Source organism: Streptomyces sp. NPDC048417 (genome assembly GCF_040651615.1).
In the GTDB taxonomy this organism is placed as follows: Bacteria; Actinomycetota; Actinomycetes; order Streptomycetales; family Streptomycetaceae; genus Streptomyces.
In genome coordinates this window covers 63,041-87,202 of the sequence record NZ_JBEZKI010000046.1, presented here as the reverse complement: position 1 = coordinate 87,202, position 24,162 = coordinate 63,041, and the positions used below count along the sequence as shown (strand labels likewise).

General features: G+C 71.0%; 17 protein-coding genes and 1 pseudogene. 11 read left to right on the top strand and 7 right to left on the bottom strand.

From position 1 onward, the window contains the following. The 5 genes and pseudogenes from AB0D59_RS46350 to AB0D59_RS46330 form a co-directional block, all read left to right on the top strand. Positions 1–153: pseudogene (locus AB0D59_RS46350) on the top strand (transcriptional regulator); the annotation flags it as partial. A gap of 838 nt (positions 154–991) precedes the next feature. Beyond that, positions 992–1,864 carry an alkaline phosphatase family protein gene (locus AB0D59_RS46345; RefSeq protein WP_362577841.1) on the top strand — a complete coding sequence of 291 codons (873 nt, stop codon included), beginning with the start codon at positions 992–994 and terminating at the stop codon, positions 1,862–1,864. A 1-nt stretch (position 1,865) separates the two neighbouring features. After that, entirely contained in the window at positions 1,866–3,134 is a 1,269-nt protein-coding gene (locus AB0D59_RS46340) for an MFS transporter (RefSeq protein WP_362577821.1), read from the top strand. A gap of 14 nt (positions 3,135–3,148) precedes the next feature. Continuing rightward, a complete protein-coding gene (locus AB0D59_RS46335; protein ID WP_362577839.1) occupies positions 3,149–4,171 on the top strand; it encodes a TolB-like translocation protein in 1,023 nt (340 codons plus the stop codon). 75 nt (positions 4,172–4,246) lie between these two features. Then, on the top strand, positions 4,247–5,167 hold the full coding sequence (locus AB0D59_RS46330) for an HAD family hydrolase (RefSeq protein WP_362577819.1): 921 nt from the start codon (positions 4,247–4,249) through the stop codon (positions 5,165–5,167). Positions 5,168–5,188: 21 nt separating this feature from the next. Here AB0D59_RS46330 and AB0D59_RS46325 read toward each other — a convergent pair whose 3' ends face one another. Both AB0D59_RS46325 and glnA read right to left on the bottom strand, forming a co-directional pair. After that, entirely contained in the window at positions 5,189–6,622 is a 1,434-nt protein-coding gene (locus tag AB0D59_RS46325; RefSeq protein ID WP_362577817.1) for a hypothetical protein, read from the bottom strand. A 212-nt stretch (positions 6,623–6,834) separates the two neighbouring features. Beyond that, positions 6,835–8,196 carry a type I glutamate--ammonia ligase gene (gene glnA / locus AB0D59_RS46320; protein ID WP_362577815.1) on the bottom strand — a complete coding sequence of 454 codons (1,362 nt, stop codon included), beginning with the start codon at positions 8,194–8,196 and terminating at the stop codon, positions 6,835–6,837. Positions 8,197–8,669: 473 nt separating this feature from the next. On the opposite strand from glnA, the gene AB0D59_RS46315 reads away from it, so the two are divergent. From AB0D59_RS46315 to AB0D59_RS46305, 3 genes are all read left to right on the top strand, one after another. After that, the gene (locus tag AB0D59_RS46315; protein WP_362577813.1) at positions 8,670–9,332 is read left to right on the top strand and encodes a DUF3105 domain-containing protein; all 663 of its coding nucleotides are present in this window, start codon (positions 8,670–8,672) and stop codon (positions 9,330–9,332) included. Further along, entirely contained in the window at positions 9,332–9,958 is a 627-nt protein-coding gene (locus AB0D59_RS46310; RefSeq protein WP_362577812.1) for a DUF305 domain-containing protein, read from the top strand. The genes AB0D59_RS46315 and AB0D59_RS46310 overlap by 1 nt, the downstream gene beginning before the upstream one ends. A gap of 324 nt (positions 9,959–10,282) precedes the next feature. After that, the gene (locus tag AB0D59_RS46305) at positions 10,283–12,187 is read left to right on the top strand and encodes a S53 family peptidase (RefSeq protein ID WP_362577837.1); all 1,905 of its coding nucleotides are present in this window, start codon (positions 10,283–10,285) and stop codon (positions 12,185–12,187) included. A gap of 452 nt (positions 12,188–12,639) precedes the next feature. On the opposite strand, the gene AB0D59_RS46300 is transcribed toward AB0D59_RS46305, so the two are convergent. From AB0D59_RS46300 to AB0D59_RS46285, 4 genes are all read right to left on the bottom strand, one after another. Beyond that, on the bottom strand, positions 12,640–13,860 hold the full coding sequence (locus AB0D59_RS46300; protein ID WP_362577810.1) for an MFS transporter: 1,221 nt from the start codon (positions 13,858–13,860) through the stop codon (positions 12,640–12,642). Positions 13,861–14,013: 153 nt separating this feature from the next. Next, positions 14,014–15,066, bottom strand: coding sequence for an endonuclease/exonuclease/phosphatase family protein (locus tag AB0D59_RS46295; protein ID WP_362577808.1), 1,053 nt, complete (start codon positions 15,064–15,066; stop codon positions 14,014–14,016). Between the two features lie 201 nt (positions 15,067–15,267). After that, complete coding sequence (locus AB0D59_RS46290) at positions 15,268–15,903, bottom strand: TetR/AcrR family transcriptional regulator (protein WP_362577806.1); 636 nt, start codon at positions 15,901–15,903, stop codon at positions 15,268–15,270. 84 nt (positions 15,904–15,987) lie between these two features. Continuing rightward, positions 15,988–17,586, bottom strand: coding sequence for an MFS transporter (locus AB0D59_RS46285; RefSeq protein WP_362577804.1), 1,599 nt, complete (start codon positions 17,584–17,586; stop codon positions 15,988–15,990). 192 nt (positions 17,587–17,778) lie between these two features. Here AB0D59_RS46285 and panB point away from each other — a divergent pair, with 192 nt between their 5' ends. The 3 genes from panB (at position 17,779) to AB0D59_RS46270 (ending at position 20,852) form a co-directional block, all read left to right on the top strand. Then, positions 17,779–18,654, top strand: a complete 876-nt coding sequence (gene panB / locus AB0D59_RS46280; protein ID WP_362577802.1) for a 3-methyl-2-oxobutanoate hydroxymethyltransferase — start codon at positions 17,779–17,781, stop codon at positions 18,652–18,654. 360 nt (positions 18,655–19,014) lie between these two features. Further along, on the top strand, positions 19,015–20,022 hold the full coding sequence (locus tag AB0D59_RS46275; protein WP_362577800.1) for an ATP-binding cassette domain-containing protein: 1,008 nt from the start codon (positions 19,015–19,017) through the stop codon (positions 20,020–20,022). Next, positions 20,019–20,852 (top strand): ABC transporter permease, encoded by an 834-nt coding sequence (locus AB0D59_RS46270; protein ID WP_362577798.1) that lies wholly within the window; start codon positions 20,019–20,021, stop codon positions 20,850–20,852. Before AB0D59_RS46275 ends, AB0D59_RS46270 begins: the two co-directional genes overlap by 4 nt. A gap of 16 nt (positions 20,853–20,868) precedes the next feature. Here the strand turns inward: AB0D59_RS46270 and AB0D59_RS46265 are convergent, their stop codons facing one another. Beyond that, a complete protein-coding gene (locus tag AB0D59_RS46265) occupies positions 20,869–24,135 on the bottom strand; it encodes a BTAD domain-containing putative transcriptional regulator (protein WP_362577796.1) in 3,267 nt (1,088 codons plus the stop codon). Positions 24,136–24,162 lie beyond the last annotated feature (27 nt).

Here is a 24,162-nt window from a genome sequence, read left to right as displayed (position 1 = left end):
TCGGTGGGCCCGGTCACGGTGGACTGCGATGTCCTGACCGACGGCGACACGGAGCTCAAGATTGTCATCATGACCGCCGCGCCGGGCAGTGAGGACGAGACCAAACTCCAGCTCACCACCGTCGTCGGCCCACCGGCCGGCGCGCGCAACTGATCCGCCCCGCCCATCGGCCGACCGACGGCTCACGGTTTTCGTGACGCACCAAACCGTTGGACACGCACCGACGGGTGATCAGGACGGCCCGCTGGCGGACTGCCCGGACAGCGCCCTCGTTCCGCCTGGCCACGAACCGCGGTGCCCTGTTGACATCACCCTCGCCGCGCTGGGTGGTCGGTGGACGCCGCTGGTAGTCCGCGAGTTCCTACGCCGCGGTCAGACCACATACTCCGAACTGTCCGCCGCCCTGCCCGCTCTCTCGAAGAACAGCTGGCCAAGCAGTTGGCGGAGGTACGGGCAGAGCGGAACGAACTCGCCGTCGCCGAACGCGTCCTCGAACGGGTGAGCGAACAGCTCGCCAACGAACGGGCATCGGTCACGCCGGCGCCCGGGCAGGTGGGCGGACGAGCGGTGATGCTGATCCCGCACCGCACGTCAGGCGTGGAGGAGAGCACTCCCGCCGGACTACCAGCGCATTCTCGCCGCCGTGCGGCAGGCCGCCGGACCGGTCATGGCCCGGCAGGCCGGTGACGCTGGGAATCGACGTCAGTGTGCGGGCCAAGCTGGAACCGCTGCGCGGGAGACTGGTCAGACTCGTCGATCGCGGCTGGCTGCGGAACTACCCGACGGCGTGTCGGGCGTCGCGACGGGGCGAACGTTGCCTGTTGCGGCACCAGGCGTCCTGCGGGAGCAGTTCACCCGCTCTTCATCCGTCTGGCCGGGCGCGGTGGGACGGTGGATTATTGGCGTGTGCATGCTCTGTCCGCACCGCCACCAGCCGCTCCCTTCCCCAGCACCGGAGGTTGATGTGTCCGGCAGTTCCGCACGTTCGGCGATGCTGCGCCGAGCCCGTACGGCGGTGGCCTCCGCCACCGCCTTCACCGCGGCCGCGATCGGCCTGTGGACCGGGCTCGGCGGCACGTCCGCGCAGGCCGCGAGTGCCGTACCGACCCCGGACCACGTGATCGTCGTGGTCTTCGAGAACCACGCCTACAGCCAGGTCATCGGCTCCTCCAGCGCCCCGTACATCAACTCGCTGGCGACCGGCGGCGCCAACCTGACCCAGATGTACGCCGAGACCCACCCGAGCCAGCCCAACTACTTCGCCCTGTTCTCCGGCGCCACCCAGGGCATCACCGACGACAGCTGCTACACCGCGGGCTTCTCCTCGGCGGCGAACCTGGCCTCCGAGCAGCTCGCGGCCGGCCGCACCTGGGCCAGCTACAACGAGACCCTGCCCAGCCAGGGCTCGACCACGTGCAGCAGCGGAAACTACGCGCGCAAGCACAACCCGTGGTTCGGCTTCAGCAACGTACCGACGTCGACCGCGAAGACGTTCACCCAGTTCCCCACCGACTACACCACCCTCCCCCAGCTCTCCTTCGTGACCCCCAACCTGTGCAGCGACATGCACGACTGCTCGGTGTCCACCGGTGACACCTGGTTGAAGAACAACCTCGGCGCGTACGCGACCTGGGCCAAGACGCACAACAGCCTCCTCGTCGTCACCATGGACGAGGACAACCGCCTGGCCGGCAACCGCATCCCGACGGTCCTGTACGGCCAGCCGGTCAAGGCGGGATCGACCTCCTCCACCACCTACAACCACTACGACCTGCTGCGCACCCTGGAGGACGGCCAAGGCCTGAGCGCGCACGCGGGCAACGCGGCCTCGGCCGACGACATCACCGGGATCTGGGCGTCCTGACGTGTATGTAGCGGACAGCCGCGCGAGCACTCCGGCGGCGTCCGCGGAAGGTACCGCCCGGCCGGTGACAGCCGGGCGGTACCGCACCGCGGTCGCCCCCACCGTCCTCGCCCTCGGCACGGTCAGCCTGATCACGGACGTGTCCTCCGAGATGGTGACAGCGGTCCTGCCGCTGTACCTGGTGACGGGCCTGGGCCTGTCCCCGCTGGGCTTCGGCCTCCTGGACGGCGTCTACAACGGCTTCTCGGCGGTCGTACGCCTGGTCGGCGGCCACCTCGCCGACCGCGGCGGCGGCCGGCACAAGTGGGTGGCAGGGGCGGGCTACGCGCTCTCGGCGCTGTGCAAGCCCCTGCTGCTGATCGCCCACACCCTGACCCCCATCGGCCTGGTCCTCGCGGCGGACCGCACCGGCAAGGGCCTGCGCACGGCTCCGCGCGACGCCCTGATCTCCCTCTCCAGCACCCCGGAGACCCGGGGCCGCGCCTTCGGCGTGCACCGGGCGATGGACACGGCGGGCGCCCTGCTCGGCCCCCTGGCGGCGTTCCTGATCCTGCGGGCGACGGTGGACGGCTACGACGCGGTGTTCACGGTGAGCTTCTGCGTGGCGGTGGTCGGGGTGCTGGTCCTGGTGCTGTTCGTGCCCCGAGACCGTACCGAAGCTGCTCCTTCCGGCACGCGCCCCACCCTGCGGGCGGCGCTCGCCCTCCTCACCCACCGCGACCTGCGCCGGATCACGGTGTGCGCCCTGCTCCTCGGCCTGGCGACGGTGAGCGACTCCTTCGTCTACCTGCTGCTGCAACGCCGGCTCGGCGTCCCGGACCGCTGGTTCGCGCTGCTCCCCCTGGGCACGGCGGCCGCGTTCCTTCTCCTGGCCGTCCCCCTGGGCCGGCTGGCGGACCGCTGGGGCCGCTGGCGGGTGTTCCTGGCGGGCCACGGAGCGCTGCTGCTGGCCTACGCCCTGCTGCTCACGTCCTGGCACGGCACGGCCCTGCCCTATGCGGTCCTCGCCCTGCACGGCACCTTCTACGCGGCGACCGACGGTGTCCTGATGGCGGCCGCGTCGGACAGCGTCCCGCAGGCGCTGCGCTCGTCGGGCCTGGCACTGGTCCAGACGGGCCAGGCGGGGGCGCGTTTCGCCTGCTCACTTGCGTTCGGGGCGGCTTGGACGCTGTGGGGCGACCGTACGGCGCTGCTGCTGGCCACGGCCGCCCTCGCCGCCTGCGCCGCGTACGCCGTGTCCCTGCGCCCCTTCAGGAAGGCCGCCGTATGACCGCGCCGACATCGATGACCCTGAGGTCCCGCATCCTGATCCTCCTCTCGGCGCTGACGGTCCTGGCGGCCATAGCCCTGGCGTCCGTGCTGCACGCGTCGGCGCGGGCGGAGCGCCGCGACCAGACCCAGGCGGGCGGCCCGAAGGTCACCGCGGGGACGGTCACCCTGACCACCCCCGGCCGCATGGTCTTCCGCAACATGGCATGGGGCCCGCACCGGGACGAGCTGACCACGGTCCCGGCGACCGACCCGGCCGCCCCGCGCACCGCGTCGGGTGTGAAGTGCCTCCGTTTCTACGCCGCCGCAGGCACGGGAGTCTGCCTCCAGGCGGTCCACGGCCCGGTCTCGGACACCTACCGCGCGTTGATCCTGGACGCGAAGCTGCGCACGCGCGCCCGCTACGACGTCCCGGGCATCCCGTCCCGCGCCCGGGTCTCCCCCACCGGCCACTACGCGGCCTGGACGGCGTTCGTGGGCGGCGACTCGTACGCGGGCACGAACTTCTCCACGCGTACGGCGATCGTCGACACCCGCACCGGCGCGCTGATCCCGTCCCTGGAGGCGTTCCGCGTCCTGCGGGACGGCCACGCCTACCACTCGGCGGACAGCAACTTCTGGGGCGTGACGTTCGCTCCGGACGACCGCACGTTCTACGCGACGCTGGCGACCAAAGGCTCGACCTACCTGGTCCGAGGCGACCTGCGCACCCACACGGTCACCACGCTCCACACGAACGTCGAATGCCCGTCCCTCTCCCCCGACGGCACCCGCATCGCGTACAAGAAGCGGGTCAGGGGCCTCCCGAAGGACGCCCCTTGGCAGCTGTACGTCCTGAACCTGCGCACGATGCGCGAAACCCCGCTGGCGGAGCCCCGCAGCGTGGACGACCAGGCGGTATGGAGGGACGACCGCACGATCGTCTACGCGATGCCGGGCGACTACGGGGCGGACCTGTACGAGATCCCGGCGAACGGCACGGGAAAGCCACACCGGATCAGCGTCTCGGCGGTGTCACCGGCGTACGTCGGTCCGTAGCCGCCCCGGGTGAATGTGGGGCCCTCTCCGGGGCGGTTGCGACTCGAGGGCGTCCGCCGTGGGGAGGCACTTCCCATGCCTGTGATCTTCTTCGACATCGGGGCGACCCTGGCGGAACCCCGACTGAACCCCGACGGCTCCTTGGCGCTCCGTCCCCTGCCGCGTGTCCTGGCCGTGCTCGACGACCTCGGCGAGCTGCGCAAGGGCATCGTCTCCAACCCCGGGACGCACGAAGGTGACGCCGAACGGGTGGCGGCCGCGCTGCACGAGGCGTTCCCGGGCCGTTTCACCGACGTGGCCCTCGTGCACTGGGGCGCGAAGGACAGCCGCGCCATCTTCGACCGGGCCGTCGCGAGCGCCGGTGGGACGGCCGACGACTGTGTCTTCGTGGGCGAGGACGCCCGCGAGCGCGCGTTCGCGCGGGAGGCGGGGATGCGTACGGCGGCCCACCCGGTGTTCACCCGGGCCGCCACGGAGGACCGTCCGGTGCTCCGGTCCCGGATCGAGTCGCCCGCCGGCCCGGACGGCCCGGAGCTGGATTCGGCCGTGGACGCGACCGAGGCCGTCGTCGTGGAGGTCGTCTCCGAGCGGCTCGCGCTCGCCCTGGTGACCGCGCGGGGCGCCGAGGCGCTGCGGCGGGCGGGGTTCACGGTCGGCCTGCGAGGACCGGTGGACACCACCGGTGACGGCGTGCGGGCCGGCGCGGAGCCGGGCGTCCTCGGCGGTGAAGAGCCGGGCGTCCTCGGCGGTGAAGAGCCGGGCGTCCTCGGCGGTGAAGAGCCGGGCGTCCTCGGCGGTGAGGAGCCGGGCGTGCTCGGCGGTGAGGAGCCGGACGGGGAGGCGGAGCGGGTCGCGGCCGAGAAGTTCGTCAATGACCTGCTGGCGCGAGGCGAGGCGGTGTTCGAGGGCGAGGAGCCGACGACGCGTACGACGCATGTCATCAGGCGCGAGGACGACGGGCGGCTGACCGCCCGCCGTCTGCGCTTCTTCGGCTGACGCCGAAGCTCTTCCGGTGGATCAGTCGAAGCAGCGCCGGACCAGGGCGAGGCCCTCGCCGGTCGAGCTCCGGGCGATCTCGTGGGTCTTGATCCGCGACGGGCTGTTGTCGACGAACGCCGAGGCGGTGCGGTGCTCCTCCGGGACATCGACGCGGCCGCGCCGGAAGAGGTCCTCGAGGAACGACGTGGCGACCCGGTCGGGGTCGGCGGGCCGCAGTGAGCCGCCGGCGGGGTCGGAGGCCGCGATGCCGAACCGTCGTTCCTCCGCCGGGGCGGACAGGGTGATCGGCTGGTTCAGGCCGTACGTCGTCCCTTGGACCGTGACGGGCATCAGCCCCTCCTCGTCACCGCCGCCCGGGGTCATCTCGGCCATGCCGACGCCCCTGCGCGACACCTCCGACTCGGTGATCGACGTGGCGGCCTCCAGGGAGAGGATGCCGTGCCGGACGAACGCCGAGCGCAGGAACGGGCCGTAGCGGCCGCCGTTGCGGCGCTGGTCGGCGGCGATCATGTGGCCGGCGACCTGCGCGTAGTAGGCGGACACCACGGGCGCGGCGACGACGGCGTCCACCAGCAGCTGCCCGGCGATCTCGGCCGCGAGACCCAGACCGGCCTGGTCCCGCAGGTCCTGCTGCCGGAAGATCCCGGCGACGCATTTCAGGAAAGCGCCGCTGAACACCCGGGAGAACGAGTGCGGCTCGCTGGACAGCATGTTCGCGGGGCCGCTCGGCGGCAGCAGCACCGGGTCGCGGTAGAAGAAGCTGTTCGACATGTTCCGCAGGCAGTCGGGGTCGACCGCGCCCGGGTGGCCCTGGCGGATGGCCCAGCCCAGTTGCTCGGCCATCCGGGACACCCGCGAGGACACTTCGAGGTCGCCCTGGGTCTCGGCCAGGACGGAGCTGCGCAGCGACTCCTGCCGCAGTGCCGACACCAGCGCGCTGATGTCGCCGAACGCCTCGTGCAGGGAGGCCGCCTCCGCGCTCGACGCGCTGAACAGCTGGGGGCGCAGGGCGTCGAGGACCGCGTGTCCGGCCTCGTGCCTGACGACGTCGCCGCTCTCGCACGAGGCGACGGTGACGCCGGCCACCGTGCGGCGGAAGAACCACAGGCCCTTGCGGTCGTAGAAGGCGTTGAGGTCGTTGCCGGCGTCGAGATGGGCGGTGAGGGCGCGGCCGACCATCGGGTGCCAGTGCGTGCCGGTCGGCACGAGCGGGCCCCAGGTCTGGCAGGCGCTGCTGAGCGCGTCGGCCGCGACCCAGTAGCGGAACGCCTCGGTGCCCGGTCCCGCACTGTCCGGCTGCGGCGCGGTCTCGGCGATGGCGGCGGGGAAGGGCTGGGTGTCGAGTTGGGGAACGGCATGCGGCACGGGCATGTTGACGTGCCCGAAGGATCCGGGGTCCTCCTCGTACACCAGGATCGTCGGGATCGCGGACTGTTGTTGCTGCACCGTCACGGTGCCTCCCTGAAGGCGGGATGGATCACGGTTGGTGGAATCCCCCACAGGGAAACTGGCCAGAAGTCCCTCGTGTTCAGTACGGGGCCCCGGCAACCCGGTGTCAATTCGAACATCCCGGCCCGAACCCGCCGAACGGGTGACGGCCCCCGTGGCCGCGAGAGCACACGGGGGCCGTTCGACATCGGCTCGGGCCAGGCGGTGACCCGCCCTTACAGCACCGGCAGGTTCTTCCGCAGCTCGAAGGCGGTGACCTCGGAGCGGTACTCGTACCACTCCTGGCGCTTGTTGCGCAGGAAGAAGTCGAAGACGTGCTCGCCGAGGGTTTCGGCGACCAGGTCGCTGCGTTCCATCAGGGTGAGGGCCTCGCCGAGGTTCTGCGGGAGGGGCTCGATGCCCATCGCACGGCGTTCCGCGTCGGAGAGGGCCCAGACGTCGTCCTCGGCGCCCGGCGGAAGCTCGTAGCCCTCCTCGATGCCCTTGAGGCCGGCCGCCAGCAGGAGGGCGTAGGCCAGGTACGGGTTGGCTCCGGAGTCGATGGAGCGGACCTCGACACGCGCCGAGCCCGTCTTGCCGGGCTTGTACATCGGGACCCGGACCAGCGCGCTGCGGTTGTTGTGGCCCCAGCAGATGTAGGAGGGGGCCTCGCCGCCGGCGCCGGCGGTGCGCTCGGAGCCGCCCCAGATGCGCTTGTAGGAGTTCACCCACTGGTTGGTGACCGCCGAGATCTCCGCGGCGTGCTTCAGCAGGCCCGCGATGAAGGAGCGGCCGACCTTGGAGAGCTGGAATTCGGCGCCCGACTCGTAGAACGCGTTCCGGTCGCCCTCGAAGAGCGAGAGGTGGGTGTGCATGCCCGAGCCGGGGTGCTCGGAGAAGGGCTTCGGCATGAAGGTCGCCTGCACGCCCTGCTCCAGCGCCACCTGCTTCATGACCAGGCGGAACGTCATGATGTTGTCCGCCGTGGAGAGCGCGTCGGCGTAGCGGAGGTCGATCTCCTGCTGGCCGGGGGCGCCCTCGTGGTGGGAGAACTCGACCGAGATGCCCATCGACTCCAGCATGGTGATCGCCTGGCGGCGGAAGTCCATGCCGACGTTGGTGGGGGTGTGGTCGAAGTAGCCGGAGTTGTCGGCCGGGGTGGGGCGGGAGCCGTCCAGCGGGCGGTCCTTCAGGAGGAAGAACTCGATCTCCGGGTGGGTGTAGAAGGTGAAGCCCAGGTCGGAGGTGCGGGCCAGGGCACGCTTGAGGACATAACGCGGGTCCGCGAAGGACGGCGAGCCGTCCGGCATCAGGATGTCGCAGAACATGCGGGCCGTGCCGGGGGTCTCCGCGCGCCACGGGAGGACCTGGAAGGTGGACGGGTCCGGCTTGGCGATCATGTCGGACTCGTAGACCCGGGCGAAGCCCTCGATCGCGGAGCCGTCGAAGCCGATGCCCTCGTCGAAGGCCTGTTCCAACTCGGCCGGGGCCACGGCGACGGACTTGAGGAAGCCCAGCACGTCCGTGAACCACAGGCGTACGAACCGGATGTCCCGCTCCTCCAAGGTCCGGAGCACGAACTCCTGCTGCTTGTCCATCTTCCGCTTCCCCATCCTTGCTGGTCAGGCCGCCTGCTCCCGGTCCCACAGGAGGCGGTCGGGCACCTGAGCATCACACCACAACAGCATTTCATGCGCGTTGCGGACCATGATCGCCCCGGCGTCCTCGGCCTGAACGGCTCCCGTACGGCAGGTGTACCGCCCTGGGCCCATCTTGCCTGCTCGCACCGACATCCGTAATGGCCGATCCCGTTTCGACGCACGTCACACCCGGCCCATGGGCATGAATATCAGATGCAAACCCATCCGGGCCCCGACACCCGGCACCCGGCACGGGCCACCCGACGCGGACCGCACCCCTCCGCGCCCTCGCGTTCCGATTATCGGTTTCCTGTCGAATCACCGGCATTTCCAGGTCTTTCCTGTGTCCTCCCTACGACCGGTCCCATCCCCCCCATTACGATCAGCGGGCCCCACCTTCCACGCCCCTTTCCCCCAGAAGGACACATCCCATGGGTTCCGCGAAGAAGAGCAACAGTGCCGAGCGCAAGGCGCGCATAGAGGAGATGCGGCGCGCCGAGCAGGCGCGTGAGCGTCGCGGCCGGATCCTCACGATCGCCGCGAGCGTGGTGGTCGTCGCCGGCCTCGTGGTCGGCGGTGTGGTGCTGGTGAAGAACAAGTCCGGTGACGACTCCGCGGCGGCCGACGCGAAGACCTCGGGGCACTTCGTGACCGGCAAGGACGGGGTGAACACCTGGAAGGGCACGCTGGGCCGGACGCACGTGACGACGACCGTGCACTACCCGACCGAGCCCCCGGTGGGCGGGAACCACAACCCGGTCTGGCAGAACTGCAACGGCGACGTCTACACCACGGCGCTCGACGACATGAACGCCGTGCACTCGCTGGAGCACGGCGCGGTCTGGGTGACGTACAACAGCAAGGCGAAGAAGGCCGACGTCGACGCGCTCGCGGCGAAGGTCAAGCAGACGCCGTACACGCTGATGAGCCCGGACGACAAGCAGAAGGACCCGATCATGATGACGGCGTGGGCGCACCAGCGCACCGTGACCGGGGCCGACGACCCGAACGTGGGCAAGTTCTTCGAGGAGTTCGTGCAGGGCAAGCAGACGCCCGAGCCGGGCGCCGCGTGCACGGGCGGTAAGGGCCAGTGATGCGGTCGGTGCTCATCGCGGGTTCCGCGGTGGCGGTGCTGGTCGCGGCCGGCGCGATCACCTACGCGGTCGCGGGCGAGGACGACAACGACGGCGGCAGCGCGGTCCCGAGCGCCGACTCGGCGGACGCCGGGTTCGCCCGGGACATGGCGGTCCATCACCAGCAGGCCGTCGAGATGTCGTACATCGTGCGCGACCGCACGAAGAACACCGACGTACGGCGCCTCGCCTACGACATCGCGCAGACGCAGGCCAACCAGCGCGGCATGCTGCTGGGCTGGCTGGACCTGTGGGGGCTGCCGAAGGTGTCGGCCGATCCGCCGATGACCTGGATGGGCATGGGCGACATGGCCTCCGGCAAGGACGGTGCGCTGATGCCGGGCATGGCGACCAACACCGAGCTGAAGAAGCTGGGGACGCTGAACGGCAAGCAGGCGGAGATCTTCTACCTGCAGCTGATGACGGACCATCACAAGGGCGGGATCCACATGGCCGAGGGGTGTGTGGCCAAGTGCACCGTCGCGGTGGAGAAGAACCTCGCCCAGGGCATGGTGGACGCGCAGCAGTCGGAGTTGACGACGATGGCCCAGATGCTGAAGGAGCGAGGCGCCGAGCCGCGCGACTGAACCGGCGTACGAGGTGGGGGATTTGTCGACTTAACGGCACCGCAAGGGCTTACGGGCAATCGCAATCGATCCGTAACGTTTGGTACGGCATCGAAATCCGGTCAAAGGCCCCTAATCAACGCCCACTTGGGGTTTCCTTGGCCTTTTCATTCCCCTGGCATGAACAGTTCACCGTAAGAGTGACGTCCATCGTGTGATCCATTCACGGGCCGTTCCGCCGCCGGCCTCCCGATGATCACGCCTGACCGACCACTCCATGCGTCGAACCGCATAGCAGGGGGCAGTATGAGATCGAACCGTGCCAAGGTGCGGGCCAGCGTGAGCATGGCAGCGACACTGCCGATGATCGCCGGCGCGCTCGCACTCGGCATACCCGCGGCCCACGCCGCGGACAGCCCGGCCCGTGACACCCTGAAGGGCACCAAGCCCACCTGGGCCACGGCCAAGGCGGACAAGGGCGCCACCTCCGACAGCGCGCAGGTCAAGGCCCGCGTCTACCTGGCCGGCCGGAACGCCAACGGCCTCGCGGCCTACGCGAAGGCGGTGTCCGACCCCAGCTCGCCGCTCTACGGCAAGTACCTCAGCGCCAAGCAGGCGCAGGCCCGCTTCGGCGCCACCGCGGCCCAGGTGAAGGCCGTCAAGTCCTGGCTGGCCGCGTCCGGCCTGAAGGTCACCGAGGTCACCCAGCACTACATAGCCGTCTCCGGTGACGTGTCCGCCGTCGAGCAGGCGTTCGGCACCCAGCTGCACAACTACGCCAAGGGCTCGAAGACCTACCGCGCGCCGGTGAAGACCGCGTCGGTGCCGGCGGCCGTGAGCAGCTCCATCCTGACCGTCACCGGTCTGGACAGCGCGCCGCACAAGGCCACCCACGACGACACGCTGCCGCCCCCGGACGGCGTGTTCAAGAACGCCGGCCCGTTCTCGTCGTACTACGGCTCGAACACCGCGAGCACGCTGCCGTCGGCCTACGGATCGAAGATCCCGTACGCCATCAAGGGCTACACCGGCAAGCAGCTGCGGGCCGCCTACGGCGCCGGCGAGTACACCGGCAAGAAGGTCCGCGTCGCGATCACCGACGCGTACGCCTCGCCGACCATCGCCTTCGACGCCGGCACCTACGCCAAGAAGAACGGCGACGCGGCCTGGAAGACCAGCCAGCTGCACCAGGTGCTGCCGGGCACGTACACCAAGACCGAGGAGTGCTCGGCGGCCGGCTGGTACGGCGAGGAGACCCTCGACGTCGAGGCCGTGCACGCGGTCGCCCCGGACGCGGACGTCACCTACGTGGGCGCCGCCTCCTGCTACGACGACGACCTGCTGGACTCGCTCAGCAAGATCGTCGACAGCCACCTGGCCGACATCGTCTCCAACTCCTGGGGCGACATCGAGGCCAACCAGACCCCGGACCTCGCGGCCGCCTACGACCAGGTCTTCCAGCTGGGCGCGGTGCAGGGCATCGGCTTCTACTTCTCCTCCGGCGACAACGGCGACGAGGTCGCCAACACCGGTACGAAGCAGGTCGACACCCCGGCCAACTCGGCGTGGGTGACGGCGGTCGGCGGTACCTCGCTCGCCGTCGGCAAGGGCGACAAGTACCTGTGGGAGACCGGCTGGGGCACCGAGAAGGCGACCCTGTCCAACGACGGCAAGAGCTGGACGTCCTTCCCGGGTGCCTTCACCTCGGGCGCGGGCGGCGGCACCAGCGCGACGGTCGCGGAGCCGTACTACCAGAAGGGCGTCGTCCCGAACTCCCTCGCGACGGCGAACAGCGCCTCCGGCAACCGCGTGGTCCCGGACATCTCGGCGATCGCCGACCCGAACACCGGGTTCCTGGTCGGCCAGACCCAGACCTTCCCCGACGGGTCGCAGCAGTACAGCGAGTACCGCATCGGCGGCACGTCGCTGGCGGCGCCGACCATCGCGGCGGTCCAGGCGCTCGCCCAGGAGGCGGCAGGCGGCAAGGCCCTCGGCTTCGCCAACCCGTCGATCTACGCCAAGTACGGCAAGAAGGGCGTCTTCCACGACGTCACCGACAACCCGACCGGTTCCGGCCTCGCCGTGGCCCGAGTCGACTTCGCCAACAGCGTCGACGCCACCGACGGCCTGCTGACCTCGGTCCGCAGCCTCGGCAAGGACAGCTCCCTGTCCGCGGTGAAGGGCTACGACGACGTCACGGGCGTGGGCTCGCCGGCGGGCGGTTACGTCTCGTCGTACCGCAAGCACTGATCCGCTGCGCTGCTTGAGCGGCTGAGCTGAGGGGCGTGGGGTCCTTCTCTTCGGAGAACCCCACGCCCCTTTGCGTTACGCCGACTTGAGGGAGGCCATGAAGGGCCGTGATCGTGATGGATGCGGCCATGAGGGGATACGCGCCGCACTTCCCCGGAGCGATCTGCGGAGTGAACGCCGGGTCGGCTTGGCGGCTGTCGCAAGGTGGGGGCACGCTCGGAACCGCTGCCGAAGGCCACCTCATCCGCCCCTCCGCCCCTCCGCCCCTCCGCCCCTCCGCCCCTCCGCCCCTCCGCCCCTCCGCCCCTCCGCCCCTCCGCCCGCAGAGATACGGGAATTGGATGATGTGTGCCACCTCGGCTCCGGACGGGCCGCCCAGACCACGGATTTGCTCCAGGCCCCTGGCACGAATCCGCCAATCGCCGCACACCAGGAAAGGTCCGGTCGGTGCGTCAGGAGTGGACCGGCTCCGCGGCCTCCGGGACGTGCGAGGCGACCACCCGCTCGCGGCCCGTCGAGGGGACATCCCGCCGCCGGTCCACCGCGAACGCCACGCTCGCCACGCCCAGGCCCAGGACCGCGAGCGCCGCGCCCGCCAGTGACGGGGAGGTGACGCCGAAGCCCGCCGCCAGCGCCACGCCGCCGATCCAGGCGCCGCCCGCGTTGGCCAGGTTGAAGGCGGCCTGATTGGCGGAGGAGGCGAGCGAGGGGCCCGCCGCCGCGCGTTCCATGACCATCAGCTGGAGGGGCGAGCCGGTGATGAACGCGGCCACGCCGAGCAGCGTCACCGCCAGGGCCGCGCTCCACTGCGCGTGCATCAGGACCGGGAAGAGGAACAGCACCGCGACCATGGAGGCCAGGCCGCCGAAGAGCGTGCCGCGCATCGCGTGGTCGGCGAGGCGGCCGCCGATCAGGTTGCCGACGGTGGCACCGACGCCGAAGAGCGCCAGCAGGAGGGTCACGTCGGAGTCGGCGTACCCGGCGGAGTCCGTCAGCATCGGCGTGATGTAGCTGTACGCGGAGAAGAGCGCGCCGAAGCCGACGACCGTCGTGGCGAGGGCCAGCCAGACCGGAAGGGAGCGCAGGGCGGTCAGTTCGCCGCGCAGGCCGGAGACCGGGGCCGGGGCGTCGGCCCCTCGGATCAGCAGCGCGACCGCGGCCATCGCTGCGACGCCGATCAGGCTCACGCCCAGGAAGGTCGCCCGCCAGCCCAGGTGCTGGCCCATGAGGGTGGCGACGGGAACGCCCGCGATGTTGGCGACCGTCAGGCCCATGAACATCAGGGAGACCGAGCGGGCCTTGCGCTCCGGTGCCACCAGGTTGGTGGCGACTACCGCGCCGACGCCGAAGAAGGCGCCGTGCGGCAGGCCGCTCAGGAAGCGGGCGGCCAGGAGGGAGTCGTAGCCGGGGGCCAGCGCCGACAGCGCGTTGCCCGCCACGAACAGGGCCATCAGGGAGATGAGGACCGTGCGGCGGGGCATGCGCGCGGTCAGCGCGGCGAGGAGCGGGGCGCCGATGACGACGCCGAGCGCGTACGCCGAGACCAGGTGGCCGGCGGCGGGGATCGATATGTGCAGGTCGTCGGCGACGTCGGGCAGCAGGCCCATCATCACGAACTCGGTGGTGCCGAGACCAAAAGCGCCGACGGCCAGAGCGAGCAGGGCCAGGGGCATGGAGGGCTTTGCCTTTCGGGGAGCGGGGTTCCGTGCGGACGTGTTTAAGTTCAGCTACGGAACAAAGCATCCCAGGCCCAGTATTCCGGCAGGTTACAGCGCGGTGTCTGATTGTCCTTACAAAGGCGATCGCACCGGCCTGACCAGGGGTCTTTACGAACCCGATGTGGTCAGGTTCACACGGGCCGCGATGGGGAGGTGGTCGCTGCCCGTCCTCGGCAGGGTCCAGGAGCTCTCCGGCTCCACACCCCTCACCATGATCTGGTCGATACGGGCCATCGGGAACGCGGCCGGCCAGCTGAACCCGAACCCGCTGCCCGCGGCGCCCTGTGTGGAGCGCATCTGCGAGGTCACGCCGTTGAGGGAACGATCGTTCATCGTGCCGTTGAGGTCACCCAGGAGGATCACCCGCGGCAGACGCTCGTCGACGATGGCCTCGCCCAGCGCGTCGGCGCTCCTGTCCCGCTGCCGGGCGGTGAACCCGGCGTTCATCTTGACCCGGACCGAGGGGAGATGGGCGACGTAGACCGCGAGGGCCCCCTCCGGCGTGGCGACCGTGGCGCGCATCGCGCGCGTCCAGCCGAGCTTGATGTCGACGGCCTTCACCCCGGTCAGCCGGTACTTGCTCCACAGCCCCACGGTGCCCTCGACCGCGCGGTACTTGTACGTCGCCGACAGCGCCTTCTCGTACGCCGGTACGGCCGAGGCCTTCAGCTCCTCCAGGGCCACCACGTCGGCACCGGACGCGGCGAGTCGCTCGGCGGTGCCGGTCGGGTCGGGGTTCTCGGCGTTCACGTTGTGTGTGGCGACCGTGAAGTCGCCGCCGGTGCCGGACTTGTCGGTGAGCAGCCCGCCGAACAGGTTCAGCCAGACGATCGCCGGGAGAAGGACCGCGATGAGCGCGGTCGCCGACTTGCGCAGGACGCCGAGCAGCAACAGCACCGGGATCAGCAGGCCCAGCCAGGGCAGGAACGTCTCGGTGAGGCTGCCGAGGTTGCCGACGGCGTTGGGGATGCGGGAGTGCATCAGCATCACGCCGGCCAGCAGCAGGGCGATGACGGCGAGGACGATGCCCCGGCGCCAGATGCGTGGATCGTCGCGCCAGCCCGCCAGCAGGCGGTTCACCAGGCGCCGGAACCGGTCTCCCCGACGCTCGGGCCCCGAGCCGCCGTTGTCCGTCTCCGTCATGTACGCCTGCTGAGCCATACCGTCTGCCTCACAACCTGCCGTGCACACCGTCGTCCCCCGGGATACGACCCTAGGGGATGATCGGCTCCGATCCCGCCGTCACATGACGGCCGTACGGAAGACGAGGACGAAGACACCGGCCGAAGAGGTTCCGGTTACCGCCCGGTCAGGGTGGACTGTGACGAAACGAGCACATTCCGCCGACGGCGACAACAGCCCTTACGGCCGCGGTTCCGGTGAACTCGCAGGCTGCAGGCCGGCCAGTACCGAGTCGACGATCTGTTCGGCCAGGCCCTCGGGGAGCTCCGCGTCCGGGCGCAGGATGGCCCGGAGCAGCATCGGGCCGGTGAACATGTCGTTGGCCAGCTCGATGTCGACGTCCGCGCGGAGTTCGCCGTTCTGCTGGCCGCGGCGCAGCACCTCCTTGCCGAGTTCGCGCCGGGGGTTGACGACATTGACGTGGTAGGCGTCCCAGATCCGGGGGCTGCTCTTCATCTGGGCGAAGACGTTGTGCAGGATCGCCGACGAACGGTTCATCAGCCCCCGCTGGCGCAGCGCTTCGAGCATCACGACGAGGTCGTCGCGCATGGAGGTGCCGGGGAGTTCGGGGTCGGGGGGCTCGGCGGCGCGCATGACGTCGACGAAGAGCTCCTCCTTGCCGTTCCAGCGGCGGTAGATGGTGGCCTTGCCGACGCCGGCGGTCCGGGCGATCCGCTCGATGGACAGCTCGGCGAGCGGAACACCGTCCTCCAGGAGCTTCATGACGCCTTCCAGGATGGCGCTCTCCACCGCTTCGCTGCGGGGACGGCCCCGGGCCGGACCCACGGACCGCGGCCGGCTGTCGGCAAGCCTCACGTCATACCGTCCTCTCACTGGCTGCGGGAATTCTCCCGCAGCCCAAGCCTCCCCCCGTCGATCCGTGCTTTATCGTGCGTCAGCTCACTCGGTGGCCGCGACCAACTCCTGTTCCCGCTCGCCCTGCTGACCGGCCGGCGGCTTGCCGGGCAGGAAGAGGGCCGTGACCACGGCGCCGAGCAGCGCGACGCCCACACCGCACAGGGCGGTCATGTGCATGGCGTGCAGGAAGGCGTCGTTGGCGGGGGTGACCAGGGCCCTGCCCTGCGCGCCGAGCTTCTGGGCGACGCCCAGCGTGGCCTCGATGGACTCGCCGGCGGTCCCGCGCAGCCCGGGCGGCAGCGCGCCGAGCTTGCCCTCGATGCCGTTGCGGTACGACGTCGACAGCACCGAGCCGAGGACGGCGATACCGAGGGCGCCGCCGACCTGGCGGAAGGTGTTGCTGAGCGCGGAGGCGGAACCGGCCTTCTCCCGGGGCAGGGCCTGCATGATGACGACCGAGGTCGGCGTCATGATGTGCGCCATGCCGGTGCCCATCAGGAAGAAGACGACCTCCAGGAGCCAGATCGGGGTGTCGGCCTCGAAGGTGGCGAACATGCCCAGCATCGCCGCGATCAGCACCAGGCCTCCGGTGGTGGTGGCCCTGTTGCCGATCCGCTCCACGACCAGCCGGGCCCGCGGCGCGAAGATCAGCTGGGCGACGGCCAGCGGGAGCAGCAGCAGACCGGACTGCAGCGGCGAGTAGCCGCGCACGCTCTGGGTGTAGAAGACGGAGAAGAAGGTCACGCCCATCAGCGCGAAGAAGACCAGCGCGATGGCGGCCATGGCGGCCGAGAAGACCTTGTTCTTGAAGTAGGTGACGTCCAGGGACGGGTGGTCGCTGCGCATCTCGAAGATCACGAAGCCGGCGAGGACCACGACGCCGGCGGCGACGGTGGCGAGCACCTTGGCGTCGGTGAAGTCGGCCAGCTCGCCGCCCTTGATGATGCCGTAGACCAGCAGGACCAGGCCGACGACGGAGAGCACCACGCCGACGGGGTCGAGGCGGCCCGGACGCGGGTCGCGCGAGTCGGGCACCAGCCACAGCATCAGCGCGAGCGCGACGATCACGATCGGTACGTTCACGAGGAAGACCGAGCCCCACCAGAAGTGGTCGAGCAGCACACCGCCGGTGATCGGGCCGATCGCGATGGCGAGGCCGACGCCGCCGGCCCAGATGCCGATGGCCTTGGGCTGCTCCTGGCGTTCGAAGACGTTCATCAGGACGGCGAGGGTGGCGGGCATCACGAAGGCGGCACCGAGGGCCATCAGGGCGCGGTAAGCGATCAGCTGGTCCGGGGAGCCGGACTCGGCGGCCAGGGCGGAGCCGAGGCCGAACACGACGAGGCCGCCGATCAGCACCTTCTTGCGGCCGAGCCGGTCACCGATGAGGCCGGCGGTGAACAGCAGGCCCGCGAAGACCAGGGTGTAGGCGTTGATCGCCCACTCCAGCTGGCTCTGGGTGGCGCCGAGGCCGGTCGGGGCCGGCGTGGAGATGGTCTTGACGGCGACGTTCAGGATCGAGTTGTCGAGCACCACGATCAGCAGGCTCAACATGAGCACGCCGAGGATCGCCCAGCGGCGCCGGTGCACCTCCTCGGGTATGCGCGGGCCGATTGGAGCGTGGTCGGCAGGAGTTGTCATGACGACGAGCGTAGGCCCATTCCAATACGGCACCGTCTCGTATCTGAATTCCTTTACCGAGGCCTTACGCAAGAAGGGTGACCGATGGATCACACGGCGGTCCTCTGGCCCAGGACGGCACGAAGTGCCACCATGGAAGCGATCCGGGGACACCGTCAGGGTGCCTCGAGATGATTTGAAGGAGCCGTTGCCATGACGCAGCTCTCGGCTGCCCAGCCTGCGCAGAACAGCCCCTCCGACGGCAGCAGGACGCTGTACGGGGGGAAGGGCACCCGCCGCATCACGGTCCGCGACATCGCCCTCGCCAAGGAACGCGGCGAGAAGTGGCCCATGCTCACCGCGTACGACGCGATGACCGCCTCCGTCTTCGACGAGTCCGGGATCCCGGTGCTCCTGGTCGGCGACTCGGCGGGCAACTGCCACCTCGGGTACGAGTCGACGGTGCCCGTCACCCTGGACGAGATGACGATGCTGTCGGCGGCCGTGGTCCGCGGCACCCAGCGCGCCCTCATCGTCGGCGACCTCCCCTTCGGCTCCTACCAGGAGGGTCCGGTGCAGGCGCTGCGCTCGGCGACCCGGCTGGTGAAGGAGGCCGGTGTCGGCGCGGTCAAGCTGGAGGGCGGCGAGCGCTCGCACGAACAGATCCGGCTGCTCGTCGAGTCCGGCATCCCGGTGATGGCGCACATCGGCCTGACCCCGCAGTCCGTCAACGCGATGGGCTACCGCGTGCAGGGCCGCGGCGAGGAGGCGGCCCAGCAGCTGCTGCGCGACGCCAAGTCGGTCCAGGACGCGGGCGCGTTCGCGGTCGTACTCGAACTGGTCCCGGCGGAGCTGGCGGCCGAGGTGACCCGGGGGCTGCACATCCCGACGGTCGGCATCGGCGCCGGTCCCGAGACCGACGCACAGGTCCTGGTCTGGACGGACATGCTGGGCCTGACCCCGGGCCGGGTGCCGAAGTTCGTGAAGAAGTACGCGGCCCTGCGCGAGGTCATGGGCGACGCGGCCCGTGCCTACGCCGAGGACGTCGTCGGCGGAACGTTCCCGCTGGAGGAGCACTCCGTCCACTAGAGCCACTGCGGAAACACCACGGCCGGCCCGCCGATCTTCCCCCGTCGGTGGGCCGGCCGGCTTTTTGCGCCTGAACCGGCGCGCGCTCTCGCGGAGGTGGTTGCTCGCCGTGCGGGTTGCTCCATTGATGGTCGCGGTGGTCAGGGGGTTCGTGGTCGCGGCGGTCGTTCCGGCGTGCTCGACGGGCGGCGGCAGTAGTTCCAGCCGGTCGGTGTCGAGGGACCGGGCAGCGGGGACGGTCATGGCGGGCCCGGTACGCCGCCCCGTGTCGGCGGTTCGTAGGCGGGTTGTCGGCAGGACGTGCGCCGGTGTCGGCGGCCTGTCGGTGGTTTGTCGGTGGGGCCTGGCACGGTTCTTCCCATGACGCGAATCGACAACACCGCCGTGACCGTACGGGGGCTGGTGAAGCACTACGGCGACACCAAGGCTCTCGACGGAGTTGATCTGGACGTCCGCGAGGGCACCGTGATGGGGGTCCTCGGGCCGAACGGGGCCGGCAAGACGACCATCGTCCGGATTCTGTCCACACTGCTGAAGCCCGACGCCGGGCAGGCGACCGTCGCCGGCTACGACGTCCTGCGCCAGCCCCGCCAGCTGCGCCGGGTGATCGGGCTGACCGGGCAGTACGCCTCGGTCGACGAGAAGCTGCCGGGCTGGGAGAACCTCTACATGATCGGGAGGCTGCTCGACCTGTCCCGCAGGGACGCCCGGGCCCGGGCCGACCAGCTGCTGGAGCGGTTCTCGCTGACCGACGCCGCCAAGCGCCCGGCCGGCACCTACTCCGGCGGCATGCGCCGCCGGCTGGACCTCGCCGCCTCGATGATCGGACACCCCCAGGTGCTGTTCCTGGACGAGCCGACCACCGGTCTCGACCCGCGCACCCGCAACGAGGTGTGGGACGAGGTCAAGGCGATGGTCGGCGAGGGCGTGACCGTACTGCTGACCACCCAGTACATGGAGGAGGCCGAGCAGCTCGCCTCCGAACTGACCGTCGTGGACCGCGGGAAGGTCATCGCCGGCGGCAAGGTGGAGGAGCTGAAGGCCAAGGTCGGCGGGCGGACGCTGCGTGTGAAGCCGGTCGACCCGCTGCAGGTGCGGCCGCTCGCCGCCATGATCGACGAGCTGGGGATCACCGGGCTCGCCGGCACGACCGTGGACGCCGAGCGGGGCACCCTGCTGGTGCCGATCCTCAGCGACGAGCAGCTGACCGCCGTGGTCGGCGCCGTCACCGCCCGCGGTATCACCATCAGCTCCATCGTCACCGAACTGCCCAGCCTGGACGAGGTCTTCCTGTCCCTCACCGGCCACCGTGCCAGTGCCCCGCAGGACGCCACGCCCGCAGACGACCGCGAGGAGGTCGCCGTATGAGCGCCGTCACCACCACCCCGGGCGTCACCGCCGCCCCGGCCGCCGCCGACGCCCGGATCCCGCTGCGCGGGCATCTGCGGCACACCGGCGCCCTGATCCGCCGCAATCTGCTGTGGATCCGGCAGGACCCGGAGTCCATGTTCGACGCCGTGCTGATGCCGGTCGTCTTCACGCTGCTGTTCGTGTACGTCTTCGGCGGCTCGATCGGGCAGGCCCTCGGCGGCGGCCAGGACGGCTACGTCCAGTACGTCATCCCGGGCATGATCGCGATGATGAGCATGACGCTCTCGCAGGGCGTCGGCACCGGGTTCAGCCAGGACTTCAACTCCGGTGTGATGGACCGGTTCCGGTCGCTGCCGATCGGGCGCGGCTCGGTGCTGTTCGCGAAGATCTCCGTCGAGCTGGTGCGGATGCTGTTCGCGACCGCCGTGCTGATGGTCGTGGCCGTGCTGGTCGGGTTCCACATCACCCACTGGGGCGGGCTGTTCGCCGCCGTGGGCCTGTCCGCGGTGTTCGCCTCCTCGATCATGTGGGTGTTCCTCACCCTGGGCGTGATCCTGAAGAGCGCGCAGTCCGTGCAGGCGATGGGGTTCCTGGTGCTGTTCCCGCTGCAGTTCGGCTCGTCGATCTTCGCGCCGACGCAGTCGATGCCGGGCTGGCTGCAGGCCTTCACCGACTACAACCCGCTGTCCACGCTCGCCGACGCGGCCCGCGGCCTGATGATCGGCGGCCCGGTCGCCCACGACCTGTGGATCACGCTGGCCTGGTCGGTGGGGATCACGGCGGTGGCGGCACCGTACGCGATCTACAAGTTCCGCACCAAGAGCTGAAGTCCGGCAGTCCCGGTCAGATCAGGGCGGTGGCCTCCACGAGGGAGAGGCCGCCGCCCTCGGCGTATGCGGCCTCATAGGCGTCGTCGTCACCGAGTGCGGCGCGGACCTGTGCCTCGGTGCGGGCGCGCATCGTGCGTTCCATGCCGGAGGGGATGTGGCCGGGCGGCTGCAGGGCTTCGGCGGCACCCAGGCAGCGGGCGGCGTCCCGGGCGCGGGCGCCGCCGTCCACGCCGGACAGTGCGGTCGCGGCGACGGTCAGGCAGGAGGAGACGATGTGCGGGGTGATGGCCTGGGTCAGCGGGTCGCCGGAGTGCGCTATCGCCTCGCGCAGCTTGGCCAGGGCGTCCGTGTGGAGGCCGTCGAGGGCGTCCACCCAGGCCTCCTGGGTGAGGATCATGGCGTCGAAGACGACGAAGTGCGAGATCTTGAACTGGGTGCGCAGCAGCCGGAGTTGCTCACGGGCCTCGGCGATCCGGTCGGTCAGCAGCAGCCACACGGTGAGGAAGAGCCGGGCGGCGGGCATCGCCTCGTTGTGGCTGCTGTCGTGGTCGGCGATGACCTCGCGCAGCAGCCGTTCACCGCGCTCGATCTCGCCCAGTTCGAGCAGCGCCATGCCCAGGCGGGCGTTGAGCACGGCTACCTGGGTGCGGGCGTCGAGTCGCTGGGCGCACTCGATGGCGGCCTCGTAGTCGGCGGCGGCCTCCCGGTACTCCCCCATGCGTTCCCGGGACTCGGCACGTGCGGAGAAGGCCTCGGCGGTGCCCCAGTCGTCCCCGAGGCGCCGGAAGATCTCCAGGGCCTCGTCGGCGTCGCGGATGGCGGCACCGGCCGAGGCGGCGAAGTTGGCGAACACGTTGGCGCGCAGCTGGAGGGCTCCGGCGAGTTCCCACTCGAAGCCGGGCGTACGACGGCAGGTCTCGACGCCGGCGTCGACGATGGTGCGCAGCTGCTCCAGGCCGTCGGTCAGCATCACGGCGAAGAACCAGAACATGCCGGGGGCCCGGCAGGTCTGCGGCAGACCGGGCTCGTAGGCCTGGGTGACGGCGCGCATCTTGGCCTGCGCGGCCGGGGTCTGCCAGGCCTCCACATCGGTGTCCATGCAGGCCAGATGGGCCAGATGGATGCCACGCCGGGCCTCGGCCAGGACTTCTCCGGTGTACGGCGGCGGTGTGTCGGTCAGGCGCCGCCACACCGGTTCGGCGCGACGGACCGGCTCGGCGAAGGGGGTCGGGCCGAGAGCGATGATGTCGGCGCACCAGGTGCGGGTCTCGACCCGCTTGTCACGCAACTGCCAGTACCAGACCAGGGAGTGGGCCAGGCACAGTGCCTCCTGCTCGTCCTTGGCGGCGACGGCGTGGCGGATGGCGGTGCGCAGGTTCTCGTACTCCAGCTCCAGCCGGGCCACGGCGGCACGCTGGCCGGAGCCGCGCAGCAACGGGTCGGTGGTGCGGGCGAGTTCGCGGTAGTACGTCAGATGGGCGCGCTCGGCGGCGGCGCGCGCGCCGCTCTCGTCCAGGCGGGCGCCGGCGTACTCGGCGACGGTCTCCAGGAGCCGGTAGCGCATCCCCTGCCCGGCCGAAGGGGCCGCGACGACAAGGGACTTGTCGACCAGGGAAGCGAGCGCGTCGAGGGCGGCGGGACCGCAGACCGCCTCGGCGGCGGCCAGGTCGCAGCCGCCCGCGAAGACGGAGAGCCGGCCGAGGACGTCCCGCTCGGCCGCGTCGAGCAGGTCCCAGGACCAGTCGACGACCGCGCGCAGGGTCTGCTGGCGGGGCAGCACGGTACGGCTGCCGGAGGTGAGCAGGCGGAAGCGGTCGTCGAGCCGGTCGGCTATCTGACGGGGCGTGAGCATCCGCAGCCGGGCGGCGGCCAGCTCGATGGCGAGGGGCAGTCCGTCCAGGCGGCGGCAGATCTCCTCGCAGGCCGCCGCGGTCTCCTCGTCGGCGTCGACCGTGAAGCCGGGCCGGGCCGCAGCGCCCCGGTCGGCGAACAGTCTCAGCGCCACCGGCTCGGGCAGCGGCTCCACGGGGCGCAGCAACTCCCCCGGAACGCCCAGGGGTTCGCGGCTGGTGGCGAGGATCGTCAGGTCCGGGCAGCGCTCCAGCAGCTGTGCCGCCAGGTCGGCCGCCGCGTCGACGACGTGCTCGCAGTTGTCGAGGACGATCAGCATCCGGCGCCGGGAACAGTGGTCGACGAGCCGCTCGACCGGGTCGTCGTGCCGGTCGGCGGCGGCCCGCATGCCCTCGGCGCCGGCGCCGTAGAGCACGGTCTCGCGGGCGCCCAGCGCGCTGAGCACGGCCTCGGGGACGTCCGCCGGGTCGTCGACGGGGGCCAGCTCGGCCAGCCACACCCCGTCCCGGGCGGCGTTCCGCACGGTCTCGGCGGCCTCCTGGGACAGCCGGGTCTTGCCGGCCCCGCCGGGCCCGAGCAGGGTGACCAGGCGGGCGGCGGCGAGGTCGCCCCGGATGACCTCCAGGTCGGCCTCGCGTCCGACGAAGGAGGTGAGCCGGGCGCGCAGGTTGCCGGGCCGGGACGGCTCCTCGGGCTCCGCCGCCGGGTCGAGCAACTCGGCGTGCAGGGCGCGCAGTTCGGGCCCGGGGTCGGAGCCGAGGCGGTCGGCGAGGAGGCGTCTTACGTCGTCGTAGGCGGCCAGCGCCTCGGCGGTGCGGCCGCAGCTGTGCAGGGCGCGCAGCCGCAGCGTCTGGAGAGACTCGTCCAGGGGGTGGGCGTCGCACAGGGCGGTCAGCTCGGGCAGGGCCTGTTCGGCCTGGCCGAGGGCGAGGGCCGCGGTGTGGCGGGCGCGCAGCGCATCCAGGCGGCGGACGTCGACGCGGGCCGCCTCGGCGGTGCGGTCGGGCAGGTCGGCCAGGGCCGGGCCGTGCCACAGGGCGAGGGCGTCGTCGAGGACGGTCGTCGCCTTGGCGGGGTCGCCGTCGGCGAGCGCGCGCAGGGCTTCGCCGGTGAGCCGCTCGAAGCGGTGCAGGTCGATGTCGTCGGGGGCGGCCGCGAGGCGGTAGCCGCCGTCGGTGGACTCGATCGCGTCCGCGCCGAGCGCCCGGCGCAGCCGGCCGACCAGGGCCTGGAGGGCGCCCCCGGCGTCGGCGGGCGGGTCGGCGCCCCACACCTCGTCGACGAGCAGCCCGGCCGGCACCCCGCGCCCGGGGCGCAGCGCCAGCACGGTCAGCAGGGCACGCAGCCGTGCGCCGCCCACGGGGACGGTCGTACCGTCGGGGCGGAGGGCCTGGGTGGTGCCAAGAATCCGGTAGCGCACGGGGTCCATTGTCCCTGGGGGTGTCAGGAGCGGTCA